The following is a 12,332-nucleotide window of genomic DNA, read 5'->3' on the forward strand; positions in this document are numbered from 1 at the left end:
CATATTTGATGAAGGACTCTAGGAGGATAACAAATGAATATTATCCAAGGAGCGGACTATCGCTTCACGGTAATTACCAGCAAATTATGTCGCTTGGAATACTCGAAAACGGGTGTTTTTGAAGATCGGCCGACTCAATTCGTTCAAGAAAGAGATTTTGGCAAAGTAGACTATACGGTGAAAGAGAATAGCGGCGGACACTTAGTGGAAATTGAGACGGATTCCTTCCATTTATATTATGATGGCGGAGAATTCAATGGCTCAAATCTCTATATTGATGCCAAGTATAACTATGGAACGTATTTTTCTAGATGGTATTTTGGCGAAAAGGATAAAAAAAATCTACTAGGAACAGTTGAAACTTTGGATAATGTGGACGGAGCGATTCCGTTAGATCCAGGGATTCAAAGCAAAGATGGATTCAGCTACATTGACGATACCGACTCCTTCGTGCTCTTAGAAGATGAGTTCGCACCGCGAAATCCTCAAGAAGTTGACGGCTATTATTTTGCTTACGGTCGGGATTATCGTAAGGCGCTTCAGGATTACTACCGTTTATCTGGAAAAACCCCATTGATCCCGCGCTATGCTTTAGGGAATTGGTGGAGCCGCTATTATAAGTATACTCAAGCTTCCTATTTGGAATTAATGGATCGCTTTGAGGAAGAAGGAATCCCTATCAGTGTTTCTGTAATCGATATGGATTGGCATAAGACCGAGATTCCGAAACGTTTTGGTTCAGCTTGGACAGGTTATTCTTGGAACAAAGAATTATTCCCTGATCCCAAGGCCCTATTGACAGAGCTGCATCAAAGAGGCAAGCATGTAACCCTGAATGTTCATCCCGCGGCGGGGATTCGCGCCTTTGAAGACAGCTATCCTGCGGTCGCAAAGCGGATGGGTCTTGATCAAGTTGCTGAAGAGCCAGCGAACTTTGATTTTAATAATCCCTTATTTAGAGAAAGCTATTTCACTGATGTCCATCATCCGATTGAAGAACAAGGCGTGGATTTTTGGTGGGTGGATTGGCAACAGGGAGCTAGTCGCGATAAAACCAAAGTAGAGCCACTATGGGCATTGAACCATTATCATTTTCTCGATAATAGTAAACGACATGGCGGCGATGGCCTGTTGCTTTCACGTTATGCCGGACCAGGATCGCATCGCTATCCGCTAGGTTTTTCTGGCGATAGTCAAATTACTTGGGCATCGTTAGCATTTCAGCCTTATTTTACAGCGACAGCGACAAATATCGGCTACACTTGGTGGAGTCATGATATTGGCGGGCATTATCGCGGAGCCTATGATGCAGAATTATCCTTGCGTTGGCTGCAATTTGGTGTGTTCAGTCCGATCAATCGTCTCCACAGCTACGATAATCCTTTTGTTGGGAAAGAGCCATGGAATTTCCCGCTTCAAGTTGAACATGCGATGAGTAATTTCTTGCGACTTCGTGGAGAGCTGATCCCGTATCTTGATACAGCGAACTATCATACAAGCATCTCAGGAAGAGCGTTGATCGAACCAATGTATTATCAATATCCTGAAGAGCGCGAGGCTTACAATTTCCCAAATCAATATCTATTTGGGAGCGAAATGTTTGTAGCACCGATCACGACACCGACTGTGGCTGACACCCAGATGAGTATGGAGGAAGTATGGCTGCCTGAAGGGGGTTGGTACGATTTCTTTACTGGTTTAAGATATCCCGGCGGAACGAAAATCAAGGTCTGTCGCGATTTTGATTCTATTCCAGTCTTTGTTAAAGCCGGCGGAATTATTCCATTAAGCAAAGATTACATGGGTGATCCCGAAATTCTGCCGAAGAAAATCAGTGTCCAAGTCTTTCCGGGAATGGATAATGAGTATTCAATGTTTGAACACGTTGAATCAAAAATTGCTGAGACTGTTTTCCATTATGATGATAAAATGAAAGAGTTGACTTATACTGTAAATGATCCAGAGGGTCTGATTCCGGAAGATCGAACGATTGAAATCGTTATTCATAATACCGAAGAAAATCAAAATGCCCAAGTGGAAGCACAAATTATGAAAAAGCTTCAATTTACAAAATTGGATTATGAGAAGAAAAAAGAAATATTCCGTTTTCTACCGACCGCTTTTTCAGATTCACGAAAATTCTCAAGCTACATCGAAACACTTGAGAATCCGGCGATTCGGACTATGCTGATGGAAATGTGCTATTTAATTGAGTAATAGAACCCTAATGAGGAAGGTTGGTTATTGATGAAGGTAACTATAAAGAAAATTGCCGAAGAGGCTGGAGTGTCCGTGACAACTGTATCGAATGTCATTAATAATCGCTCCCATCGAGTTAGTAAAGAAAAACTCGCGTTGATCAACTCAATCATAAAAAAATACAATTATACCCCCAATTTGAATGCACGTTCTTTGGTCAAGGCACCTAGTAAATTAATTGGTTTGATTTACTATTCAAAGCGCCACAGCAAAGATATCGTCAATCCCTTCGTCTCCGAAATCTTGTCAGGGGTCGAATATGAAGCGAAAAAACAAGACTATTTCGTGCTGTTTCATAATGTCCAAAATGTCGAGGACCTGATCAAGATCCAAACGAACTGGCAGTTTGCTGGCTTCGTGATCGTGGGAGTTCCCTCTAATTTATTCAAAGAGATTGATTCATTGCTGGAAGTTCCTGTGGTTTATATCGATACGGTCTTGGATGCCCCTGATCTTAGAACGGCTTTGTCTAATCCCAATACGATGTTTGTTAATACCGAGGACGCAGAATTAGAAGCGATCGCGACAAACCATTTGATTGAAAATGGGCATAAAAAAATTGGCTTTGTTTCAAGAGGCTTTTTGGAAAATGAACCAAGTGTCAATGAACAGCGGTACGCAGGTTATAAAAAAGCCTTAACGGAAAACGGCATCTCCGAATTGCATAAGATCGAGCGCTCAAAAGAGATCGGTTTTGAAGTCTATCTTGAGGTTCTAAAAAATTTGACAGCAGTAGTTGTTTCTGAAGATTTCTTGGCGATTGAACTGATTAATTTTTTAAAGGAGCAGCAGATTGAATTATCAGTCGTTGGTATTGATGATATCGCCTTTGCATCGTTAGTGGAACCGCCGCTAACAACTATTCGAATTGACCATACAGAAAAAGGGGTGATTGCGATTAACAAATTGATCGCAAATATTTCTGAAAGCTTTACTGGACAATATACGAGCGTCAATGGTGAATTAATTACGCGCCAATCAGTGAAAAATATAAATGCTTCGGCTGAGCTGAAGGAGTAAACTGCATGAAGAAAAATCATGAGAGGTAGAAGGAACGATGAGAAAAATTATCTTTGCGAGCCACTTGAATTTTGCAAAAGGGTTGGAAGAAACGGTAAAATTTATTATGCCGAATTCAGCCGAGATTGTTACGATTGCGGCCTATACGCAAAATATCCCTGTTGAAGAAGAAATTGCTGTACAACTGGATGACTTGACGGAAGAGGACGAGGCAATCATTTTTACCGACCTTTTAGGCGGCTCGGTCAATCAAGCATTTGTCCCGTATCTTTCTAATCCGCATGTCCATGTTATTACAGGAATGAACTTGCCGTTGATCATCACTGTATTGCTTGGCTTAGGCGATGAGTATGTCGAGCCAGCTTTTCTGGAAAAAGCCATTCAAGAAGGCCAAGAACAAATAATCTATGTAAATTCCTACTTGGCTGCTCAAGGCCTTGATGATGAGGATGAATAATTGGGAAATAAAAATGTGCGCTTCCGTTTTGCGGAAAGCACACATTTTTTTGCCGTTTCATAGAAAATTTTTTAAAACAGGTTCATTTTCAGGTCTTTTTTCTATTTCCAGCTTTGCGATTTTATGGACCAAGCTATCGAGGGTGATCCCGTTCATTTCTTCTTCTACTTTTTTCTGCAGCTCATCGTATTTTTCATTTAACACATCCTGAATGTTTGCACCGACGATACAATCAGGATTGGTTTTCGGATCGACTTGGATCAGGTTGGTATTGCCCTCGATGCTTTTATAAATATCTAGCAGCGTGATCTCTTCGGGGCGTTTTGCCAGAGTCGGATTCGGTTTTCCAACTTGTGTAATGATCAGACCAGATTTTTTTAATTGACTCATGATTTTTCGAACATTTGCCGGATTCGTTTCGACACTTCTAGCGATCATTTCACTAGATAGGCCATCGGTTCCTTTATAGATTTCGATATAAGCAATAATATGGATAGCATCACTGAATTGTATCGAATATTTCATTTTTTTCGGTCCTTTCAAAATTTCTCTCTTGACATATCTTATCATACTACTTATGATTAAAGGTGTAAATTATAAATATACAGCTAAAAAATAAGGAGTGGATAACATGAAGTATTTAGTAACAGGAGCAACTGGTGGATTTGGTAGTTATGCGTTAGATTTTTTGAAGGAAAGTGTGCCGACTGCTGACATTTATGCCTTAGTACGAAGCGAAGAAAAAGGCGCAGCTTTAAAAGAAGCGGGTTTGAACATCCGCATTGGTGATTATGCAGATAAGGAATCAATGAAACAGGCGCTGGAAGGAATCGATCGTTTACTATTTGTTTCTGGGGCTCCGGGGAATCGTCAAGAAGAACATGCCAATGTAGTGGAAGCCGCAAAAGAAGCCGGTGTTGCTTACATCGCTTATACAAGTTTTGCTGGTGCGGATAAAGCAACCAGTCCTTTAGCAGCGGACCATATCTTTACTGAACGATTGATCGAAAAATCAGGCATCGCCCATACTTTTTTACGGAACAACTGGTATTTAGAAAATGAAATGCCGATCGCTGGCGCGGCCTTGAATAATGGAAAATTTGTTTATGCGGCTGAAAACGGAAAAACTGGCTGGGCACTGAAAAGAGAATATGCGGAAGTAGCCGCAAAGGCGTTAGCTGGAACGGAATATCCAGCGATTCTGGAACTCTCTGGCAAACCGGTAAGCTATGATGCATTGGCAGAAGCTTTGAAAAAAGCGACAGGAAAAGATTTTGAAGTGGTAAGATCAGACGATCAAGGCTTTATTGATAATTTAGTTGGCAGCGGCATGCCTCAACCTGTGGCAGAAATGTTCTTGTCCTTCCAATACGATATAAAAAATGATCAATTGGATGTGGTGTCTGACGATTTCGAAAAAGCACTCGGCAGACCGTTAGTCAGCTTGGAAGCAGGCTTCAAAGAGCTGCTCGCTTAACAATCGTAAGCGTGAACTGATGTCAGAGAAAAATTAAGGCGTTGGTATCTTGTAGAAGGAACCAATAACTAACTTTATCAATTAGAAAAACGCCTATTCCACATTTGGGATAGGCGTTTTAGACTGAAATCTTGATTCATTTTTGAATCAAGATTTTTTTGCAATTAAGAACTCATAGCGATCGAAATGCTTTATAAGGACGACCGACTTTAGTGTAGATCGTTTCAGCTTTTAACTGTTGTGTTTGATCTAAATGACTGATGTATTTTCGTACAGAAACATGGGACAAGCCACAGTGATCAGCCAGCTCTTGGATCGTGAAGGGCTGCTTTATTTCATTGATTACTTTCAAAATATGCTCCAAGGTATCGACAGACAGTCCTTTTTCCAATTCTTCAGAAGGGGCGGCTGTTGATTTTTTTATCAAAGAATCAATAGTTTCTTGGCTGACTTTCGCAGTTTCCAGCTGCTTCTTTTTCTCTTGAAAAAGCGCAATGCTCTGTTTGAAGCGATCAAAGGTAAAGGGTTTGATCAAATAATCAATCACCCCCAGATGCAAACCTTCTTTTACACTGTGAGCCTCGTTGGCAGCAGTGATCACGATCACTTCATGCGATGTTTTACAGATCCGAAGATTGCTTAAAATATCTAGTCCGTTGCCATCTTTTAGATGAATATCTAATAAGATCAAGTCGATCGCTTTATATGCTAAGAGATTTTCCGCATCTTGAACAGTAGCTGCAGAGTAGATTTCTTGGAAGAGGTCTAGTTTTTCCAAGTAATTTCGATGAATAAATTCAACCATCGGATCATCTTCAATAATCAGTACATTCATAATAAGGACTCCTTATTTATAATAGTTGGATCACCATATCATTCGACTAAATACTTTGTTTCTAAGCTAATCGTGATCGTTTCCTGAGTCGTTGTCAGTTGGAACTTGCCTTGACAATCTTCTACAAGTTGAAGGAAATAGTTCTCAGCAAAGACTGCTTCAAGATTTGCGATTTCGTGTTCTTGTAATTGGATCTGGTAACGAGTTTTCAATTGCTCATTATGATATTCAATATCCATCAGTATTTCTGCAGGCAGCGGGCGTTGAAGTAAGGCATGATGGATGTAGCGATAAACATTGATTAAATTGGTCGTTTGTTCCTGAGTAGCGGTTTTGGGAATTTCTGGAGAAATATCGATCAGCAATTGCGTTTTTCGTTCCGCAAATTTCTCGCGTTCACCAATAAAGAAACCGGCGATCAGGGGATTTCTCACTAAGACAGATAAACGGTGAGAAAATTCTTTTTCAGGTTGTAAAATGTCGTTCAAATAGATTTTTAATTCCTCATAATTCTCCAAATCAACCAAACCATAAATAACGTGCAGTTTATTCATAGATTCATGTGACTGACTTTGCAGCGCAGAAGCATAGGCGGTCGTATTAGCCAACTGGTCGGTGACAAAAAGGGATTCAGTTGCATTTCTTAAAAATAAGATAGAGCCGACTTCTTTTTTGTGAACAATAATCGGCGCGACTGAGAACAGGTAATCTTGACCATTCTGGCGATAAAGCTGCTGGACTGACCGATTGAAATCCACTTGCCCTCTATCTACCAATAGCTGATCGATTTTTTTCCCCGTCAAGCTATCATTATTTCCGCTGAGCAGATGATACATTTCAGTAGCAGCGATATTGGCAAGCTTGATAGTATCCTCAGTATCAATTACTACCACAACATCTTTTGTTTCGTCCAGCATCGCATTTCTTTCTGTTAATAAGCGCGAGATTTCTTTTGGCTCAAGATTCAATAATTGCTTCTTCAGGTAATAAGCCACGATTGACGCCACCAGCAACCCAGTACCGATGCTGATTAGTAGAGCGATTGTATACTGTTGACGAGAATTTTCAATCAACTCGGTCAAAGAATCCAGCTTGATACCTAAAGCAACAACACCAATTTGTTTTCCGTTTTCATATACAGGTACAAAGCCGCGCAGCGAACGGCCCAACGTTCCTTCACTAATGGACACATGAGATTTCCCGTGCAGTGCTTCCACTTCATCGCCGCCTTCAAAATGTCCGCCGATCTTGCTCTCATCAGGGTGAGTGAGCCGGATGCCATCCATATTCATCAACACGATAAAGTCCATTTGATGAATTTTTGCGACGTTTACGGTATAACTTTCGGTTTTATCTGAAAAGGTATTTTTTAATAAAGTTTGCTTGATCGCTGGTTCCAAAGCAAGCTGTTTTCCGACTGACAGTAAAAGTTTTTCCTCTCTTTTTTGGACAGTCTTCGCGTCTTGATACAAGATCACCCCATACAGAATCGTATTAGTGATTAATAAGGTCGATATAAAAATAATCGATAGTAAAGCCCATAGGCGTAATCCCTTTTTCATCTTCTGTTCCTCCGAAATAAGTATAGCATAGGCGGTTAAACGGACGAATGCTTAAATTAATTGAGTTACTTAAATAAGTTGAATAATCTATCTAACTATTCGGAAACATCTTATTCTGAAAACGTAAACAAATAAGGAGGAAAAAGCATGGAGAAAAATTTCAAGAGTTCCAGTGTAAACATGACACATCCAAAAGACGGGGTTAAGACTCAGTCCTTGATCGAAAAATGGACAAACGTAAAGGTCGGCTCGGTATCATTACCAGTATATGTTGCTTTGTCGGCGGTTATTTTCGTCACTGCTTTGGCGCAGCAGCTGCCAGTCAATATGCTGGGTGGTTTTGCGGTGATCTTAACACTTGGCTGGTTATTAGGAACGATCGGTGCAAATTTGCCCTTTATTAAAAATTTTGGCGGTCCAGCAATATTATCTCTTTTAATTCCATCGATCTTGGTATTTTTCAATTTGGTCAATCAAAATGTATTAGACTCAGCGAACATATTAATGAAGGAAGCGAACTTTTTATACTTCTATATTGCTTGTCTAGTTTGCGGCAGTATTTTAGGAATGAATCGCAAAATGCTGGTGCAAGGTTTGATGCGGATGATCGTGCCAATGATGATGGGGATGATCTTTGCGATGGGTGTCGGCACTTTAGTCGGCGTGCTAGTTGGATTTGATTGGCAGCATGCATTGTTTTACATCGTTACTCCTGTGTTAGCCGGCGGTATCGGTGAAGGAATCTTACCGTTGTCGATCGGATATAGCGCGATCACGGGTGTTGGAAGCGAACAATTAGTGGCACAGCTGATTCCAGCAACGATCATCGGAAACTTCTTTGCGATTATGTGTTCAGCGTTGCTGTCACGCTTTGGTGAAAAACGTCCTGAGTTTTCTGGTCAAGGACAGTTGGTCAAAGTCGGTGATGCGGATGATATGGCAGATGCTTTAAAAGAAGATAACTCGCCGATTGATGTGAAATTAATGGGGGCCGGCGTGTTGACGGCTTGTACGTTGTTTATCGCAGGCGGCTTGCTGCAGCATTTCACGGGCTTCCCTGGTCCAGTCTTGATGATTGTGCTGGCGTCATTGTTGAAATACTTGAATGTGGTACCGAAAGAAACACAACGCGGATCAAAGCAGTTATATAAATTTATTTCCGGCAACTTTACTTTTCCATTGATGGCAGGCTTAGGCTTGCTTTATATTCCACTAAAAGATGTGATCGGTACATTAAGCTGGCAATATTTCATCGTGGTGATCAGTGTCGTCTTTACGATTATCGTGACTGGTTTTGTTATCTCACGCTTTATGAATATGAATCCGGTTGAAGCTGCTATCATTTCAGCGTGCCAAAGCGGAATGGGCGGTACCGGCGATGTGGCGATCTTAAGTACAGCAGATCGTATGAACCTGATGCCGTTTGCACAAGTAGCGACTCGCTTAGGTGGTGCCATCACAGTGATTGCAATGACAGGGATTTTACGGATGATCTTCTAAAAAAAAGAAAAGAGGAATAAAACATGTCAAAAGATGTAAAAGAACTCGCTTTAGAACAAGCAAAAAAGTATGGCGGAAAACTAGAAGTTGTCTCAAAGGTAACAATCGATGATCGCACAGATTTAAGTATCGCCTATACTCCGGGAGTTGCGGCGGTTTCTTCTGCAATCGCCAAGGATAAGGATCTGGCTTATGAATTAACAACGAAAAAGAACACGGTTGCTGTTATCAGCGACGGATCGGCTGTACTTGGTTTGGGAAATATCGGCGCAGAGGCAGCAATGCCGGTTATGGAAGGAAAAGCTGCTTTGTTCAAACGGTTTGCCGGTGTTGATTCGGTTCCTTTGGTTTTAGACACACAGGACACAGAAGAAATCATTCAAATCGTGAAGGCATTGGCACCAACTTTCGGCGGTGTAAACTTGGAGGATATCAGTGCACCTCGCTGTTTTGAAATCGAGCAGCGATTGATTGAAGAATGCGATATTCCGATTTTCCATGATGATCAACACGGAACAGCGATCGTTGTGTTGGCCGCTTTGTTCAATAGCTTGAAGCTGATCGGTAAAACACTGGAAGAAGTCAAAATCGTGGTGAACGGCGGCGGATCTGCCGGCTTATCAGTTACGCGGAAATTTCTGGCTGCGGGTGCTAAAAATGTTACTGTAATAGACAAAAGGGGTATCTTAAATGCAGAGGATGCAGCAGAGTTGCCAGAACATCATGCTGCAATTGCACAGGTGACAAACTTAGATCATCAGTCTGGAACATTGGAAGACGCGCTGATTGGTGCAGATGTGTTCGTCGGAGTCTCAGCCCCGGGAGTGCTGAAGCCAGAATGGATCAAAAAAATGGCAGGAAAACCAGTTATCTTTGCGATGGCCAATCCAACACCGGAAATCTTTCCTGATGAAGCACTGGAAGCAGGTGCGTATATCGTCGGGACTGGCCGCAGTGATTTCCCGAACCAAATCAATAACGTTTTAGCCTTTCCAGGGATTTTCCGTGGGGCATTAGATGCGCGTGCCAAAAAAATTACTGTGGAGATGCAGATTGCTGCAGCAAAAGGTATTGCCAGCTTGATCCCGGATGAAGAGTTAACCACAACGAATATCATTCCTGATCCTTTCCAAGCAGGTGTCGCTAAAGTGGTTGCGAAATCCGTTAGTGATGCAGTGTATTCAACAGTCGAAGTATAAAGAGCAGCAGGGTGCTTTCCGATTTGGAAAGCACCTTTTTCGATGGATTAAAAAAAGCCTGATAGTTTCTATCAAGCTTTACTAGCTTCCTTAGTCCGAAATTATCTCAAACATAATCGCTAGATCTTCTGCTGCCATTTGGACTTTTGATTTTTCAATCAAAATATTTTTACCGGTCATGATGTATGAAGGCATGATTCGGATAGTTTGATAAAAAAGCTCACTGTGGCGCAGCTTGTAGGTAGAGATTGCCGGGACGGCATTTTTCTTGGTAGCTTTTTTAGTTATTCGGTTAAAGCATTTCTTTGCGACATCCCCCATCAGCATAATGACTTTGACATTTGGAAAAAGCGCCAACTCTGTTTCCAAATAGAGGAGACTTCTTTCGATAGCGGCATTATCGATTGTCGTTTCGGTCTTAGGTGTTTTGACCGCGTTGGTGATATAGATTCCATGCTCCAAAATTTCCTGAATGTTTGTGACCTCAATGCCGGCCTTTTGAAATAAAGGGATCGTAGTTTCCAGATAAGCAGCGTCTTCTGATCCATAGAAATCATTTTCAGGATAAGCGGGGACCACCTCGTTGATCATGATTGCTTTGACTGACAGCGGATCGATCGTAATATCGTTCAAACGAATCTGGTCGTCTGCCTCAATCATTTTTTCAATCTCCTGTTTAATATTCATCATCTAACCTCCTTTAATTTCAGTTTACAATACAAATCTTGACAAAGGATGTCCAGTTTCTCTTAATTTACAGAATAATCCGGTCCATTTGCAAAATGACTAGAGGAGTTCGAAGGAGAATTTTTTCCAATTCGCGCCAAGCAAATTATTTTCCTAAAAAAATTAATCGTGTTACCGTAATTTTATCAAGTGATAAGTGGAGGTCATAATTATGTTTTTAGCGATAAATGAAATCAAACATTCCAAGCTGCGCTACACATTAGTGATGGGCGTGATGTTTCTGATTGCCTATTTGGTGTTCTTTTTGACGGGGTTAGCCTATGGGCTGGCGCAGGACAATCGGACAGCGGTAGATAAATGGAATGCGGATAATATTCTTTTGACGGAAGAGGCGAATAATAATTTAAATATGTCGATGATCCCGTTGAAAACCTTTGATGAGGTGAAAGCAGATAAAAAAGCATATCTTGCCCAAACAGCCGGCGTCATAAAAGGGGATAGCGGAGAAAAAATTGATGTTAGTTTTTTCGGAATCGACAAGGATCAGTTTTTAGCGCCAAAGCTGACCAGCGGAAAAATGTTTTCTTCGGATGATGAAGCCGTCGCTGATATTTCGCTGAAGGATGAATATAATTTGAAAATCGGCGAAACGGTTAAAATGGCTGGCAATGATAAAACGTTGAAAATCGTTGGCTTTACAGATAATGCGAAATTTAATGTAGCCCCCGTGCTTTACACAACGATCGGAGCATATCAGGAAATCCGGTTTGAAACACAAGGAACGAGTGGAAATACACGGATCAATGCGATCATCACTCGCGGGAAAGTGCAATCAGTTCCCGATGACTTAGATAAAATCAGCATCAAAAGCTTTATCAATGATTTACCGGGCTACAGCGCGCAGGTGTTGACGTTTGGATTTATGATCTGTTTCTTGATCGTGATCGCGGCCATCGTGATCGGTATTTTCATCTACGTATTAACGATGCAGAAGGCAGAAATTTTTGGTGTGATGAAGGCACAGGGGATTTCCAGCCGTTATATTTCAAATTCGGTGATCGCCCAAACCTTTTTACTAGCGACAGTCGGGGTTGTGATTGGGTTAGGCGCCACGTTAGGAACAGCCTTGGTATTGCCGGATGCAGTGCCATTTCAGGTTAACATGCTGTTTTTTGGCAGCATTAGTATCTTGATGATCTTAGTCGCATTGATCGGGGCGTTCTTCTCAGTACGAACCATCGTTAAGATCGATCCATTGAAAGCAATCGGCTAGGGCGTCTGTCCAACTTTTTGCCGTTTCATAAAGCAGGATGTGTCATTCTAGTTAGTAGGAGGA

At 41.4% G+C, this 12,332-nt stretch carries 11 protein-coding genes; 7 read left to right on the forward strand and 4 right to left on the reverse strand.

The features are described from left to right. The first annotated feature begins 33 nt into the window (after window positions 1–33). Genes FFR60_RS01625 through FFR60_RS01635 form a run of 3 tightly spaced genes read left to right on the forward strand, consistent with a single transcriptional unit; the run spans window position 34 to window position 3,736 of the window. Window positions 34–2,217: a glycoside hydrolase family 31 protein gene (locus FFR60_RS01625; protein ID WP_137662715.1), complete on the forward strand. Its 2,184-nt coding sequence runs from the start codon at window positions 34–36 to the stop codon at window positions 2,215–2,217. A 30-nt stretch (window positions 2,218–2,247) separates the two neighbouring features. Next, a complete protein-coding gene (locus FFR60_RS01630) occupies window positions 2,248–3,279 on the forward strand; it encodes a LacI family DNA-binding transcriptional regulator (protein WP_137662716.1) in 1,032 nt (343 codons plus the stop codon). A 37-nt stretch (window positions 3,280–3,316) separates the two neighbouring features. Next, window positions 3,317–3,736 carry a PTS sugar transporter subunit IIA gene (locus tag FFR60_RS01635; RefSeq protein ID WP_088935038.1) on the forward strand — a complete coding sequence of 140 codons (420 nt, stop codon included), beginning with the start codon at window positions 3,317–3,319 and terminating at the stop codon, window positions 3,734–3,736. Window positions 3,737–3,793: 57 nt separating this feature from the next. Here the strand turns inward: FFR60_RS01635 and FFR60_RS01640 are convergent, their stop codons facing one another. Further along, the gene (locus FFR60_RS01640) at window positions 3,794–4,261 is read right to left on the reverse strand and encodes an Rrf2 family transcriptional regulator (protein ID WP_137662717.1); all 468 of its coding nucleotides are present in this window, start codon (window positions 4,259–4,261) and stop codon (window positions 3,794–3,796) included. 106 nt (window positions 4,262–4,367) lie between these two features. Here FFR60_RS01640 and FFR60_RS01645 point away from each other — a divergent pair, with 106 nt between their 5' ends. Next, the gene (locus FFR60_RS01645) at window positions 4,368–5,213 is read left to right on the forward strand and encodes an SDR family oxidoreductase (protein ID WP_137662718.1); all 846 of its coding nucleotides are present in this window, start codon (window positions 4,368–4,370) and stop codon (window positions 5,211–5,213) included. A gap of 172 nt (window positions 5,214–5,385) precedes the next feature. Here FFR60_RS01645 and FFR60_RS01650 read toward each other — a convergent pair whose 3' ends face one another. Further along, the gene (locus FFR60_RS01650; protein WP_171004846.1) at window positions 5,386–6,051 is read right to left on the reverse strand and encodes a response regulator; all 666 of its coding nucleotides are present in this window, start codon (window positions 6,049–6,051) and stop codon (window positions 5,386–5,388) included. Between the two features lie 35 nt (window positions 6,052–6,086). Then, window positions 6,087–7,610, reverse strand: coding sequence for a Spo0B domain-containing protein (locus FFR60_RS01655; RefSeq protein ID WP_137662720.1), 1,524 nt, complete (start codon window positions 7,608–7,610; stop codon window positions 6,087–6,089). Window positions 7,611–7,757: 147 nt separating this feature from the next. Between FFR60_RS01655 and FFR60_RS01660 the strand changes: the two genes are divergently transcribed. Together FFR60_RS01660 and FFR60_RS01665 are read left to right on the forward strand one after the other, a co-directional pair. Beyond that, window positions 7,758–9,110: a 2-hydroxycarboxylate transporter family protein gene (locus tag FFR60_RS01660; protein ID WP_371852617.1), complete on the forward strand. Its 1,353-nt coding sequence runs from the start codon at window positions 7,758–7,760 to the stop codon at window positions 9,108–9,110. A 23-nt stretch (window positions 9,111–9,133) separates the two neighbouring features. Continuing rightward, a complete protein-coding gene (locus tag FFR60_RS01665) occupies window positions 9,134–10,309 on the forward strand; it encodes an NAD(P)-dependent malic enzyme (protein ID WP_137662721.1) in 1,176 nt (391 codons plus the stop codon). A 90-nt stretch (window positions 10,310–10,399) separates the two neighbouring features. Here the strand turns inward: FFR60_RS01665 and FFR60_RS01670 are convergent, their stop codons facing one another. Further along, a complete protein-coding gene (locus FFR60_RS01670) occupies window positions 10,400–10,999 on the reverse strand; it encodes a uracil-DNA glycosylase family protein (protein ID WP_249354926.1) in 600 nt (199 codons plus the stop codon). 208 nt (window positions 11,000–11,207) lie between these two features. On the opposite strand from FFR60_RS01670, the gene FFR60_RS01675 reads away from it, so the two are divergent. After that, on the forward strand, window positions 11,208–12,269 hold the full coding sequence (locus FFR60_RS01675) for an ABC transporter permease (protein ID WP_137662722.1): 1,062 nt from the start codon (window positions 11,208–11,210) through the stop codon (window positions 12,267–12,269). The last annotated feature ends 63 nt before the right edge of the window (window positions 12,270–12,332 follow it).

The organism is Enterococcus hulanensis (assembly GCF_005405485.1).
GTDB lineage: Bacteria > Bacillota > Bacilli > Lactobacillales > Enterococcaceae > Enterococcus_A > Enterococcus_A hulanensis.

Bases quoted from the DNA above. Each gene is read 5' to 3' on its own strand.
- FFR60_RS01625 (WP_137662715.1), top strand. From the start codon at position 34: ATGAATATTATCCAAGGAGCGGACTATCGCTTCACGGTAATTACCAGC.
- FFR60_RS01630 (WP_137662716.1), top strand. From the start codon at position 2,248: ATGAAGGTAACTATAAAGAAAATTGCCGAAGAGGCTGGAGTGTCCGTG.
- FFR60_RS01635 (WP_088935038.1), top strand. From the start codon at position 3,317: ATGAGAAAAATTATCTTTGCGAGCCACTTGAATTTTGCAAAAGGGTTG.
- FFR60_RS01640 (WP_137662717.1), bottom strand. From the start codon at position 4,261: ATGAAATATTCGATACAATTCAGTGATGCTATCCATATTATTGCTTAT.
- FFR60_RS01645 (WP_137662718.1), top strand. From the start codon at position 4,368: ATGAAGTATTTAGTAACAGGAGCAACTGGTGGATTTGGTAGTTATGCG.
- FFR60_RS01655 (WP_137662720.1), bottom strand. From the start codon at position 7,610: ATGAAAAAGGGATTACGCCTATGGGCTTTACTATCGATTATTTTTATA.
- FFR60_RS01660 (WP_371852617.1), top strand. From the start codon at position 7,758: ATGGAGAAAAATTTCAAGAGTTCCAGTGTAAACATGACACATCCAAAA.
- FFR60_RS01665 (WP_137662721.1), top strand. From the start codon at position 9,134: ATGTCAAAAGATGTAAAAGAACTCGCTTTAGAACAAGCAAAAAAGTAT.
- FFR60_RS01670 (WP_249354926.1), bottom strand. From the start codon at position 10,999: ATGATGAATATTAAACAGGAGATTGAAAAAATGATTGAGGCAGACGAC.
- FFR60_RS01675 (WP_137662722.1), top strand. From the start codon at position 11,208: ATGTTTTTAGCGATAAATGAAATCAAACATTCCAAGCTGCGCTACACA.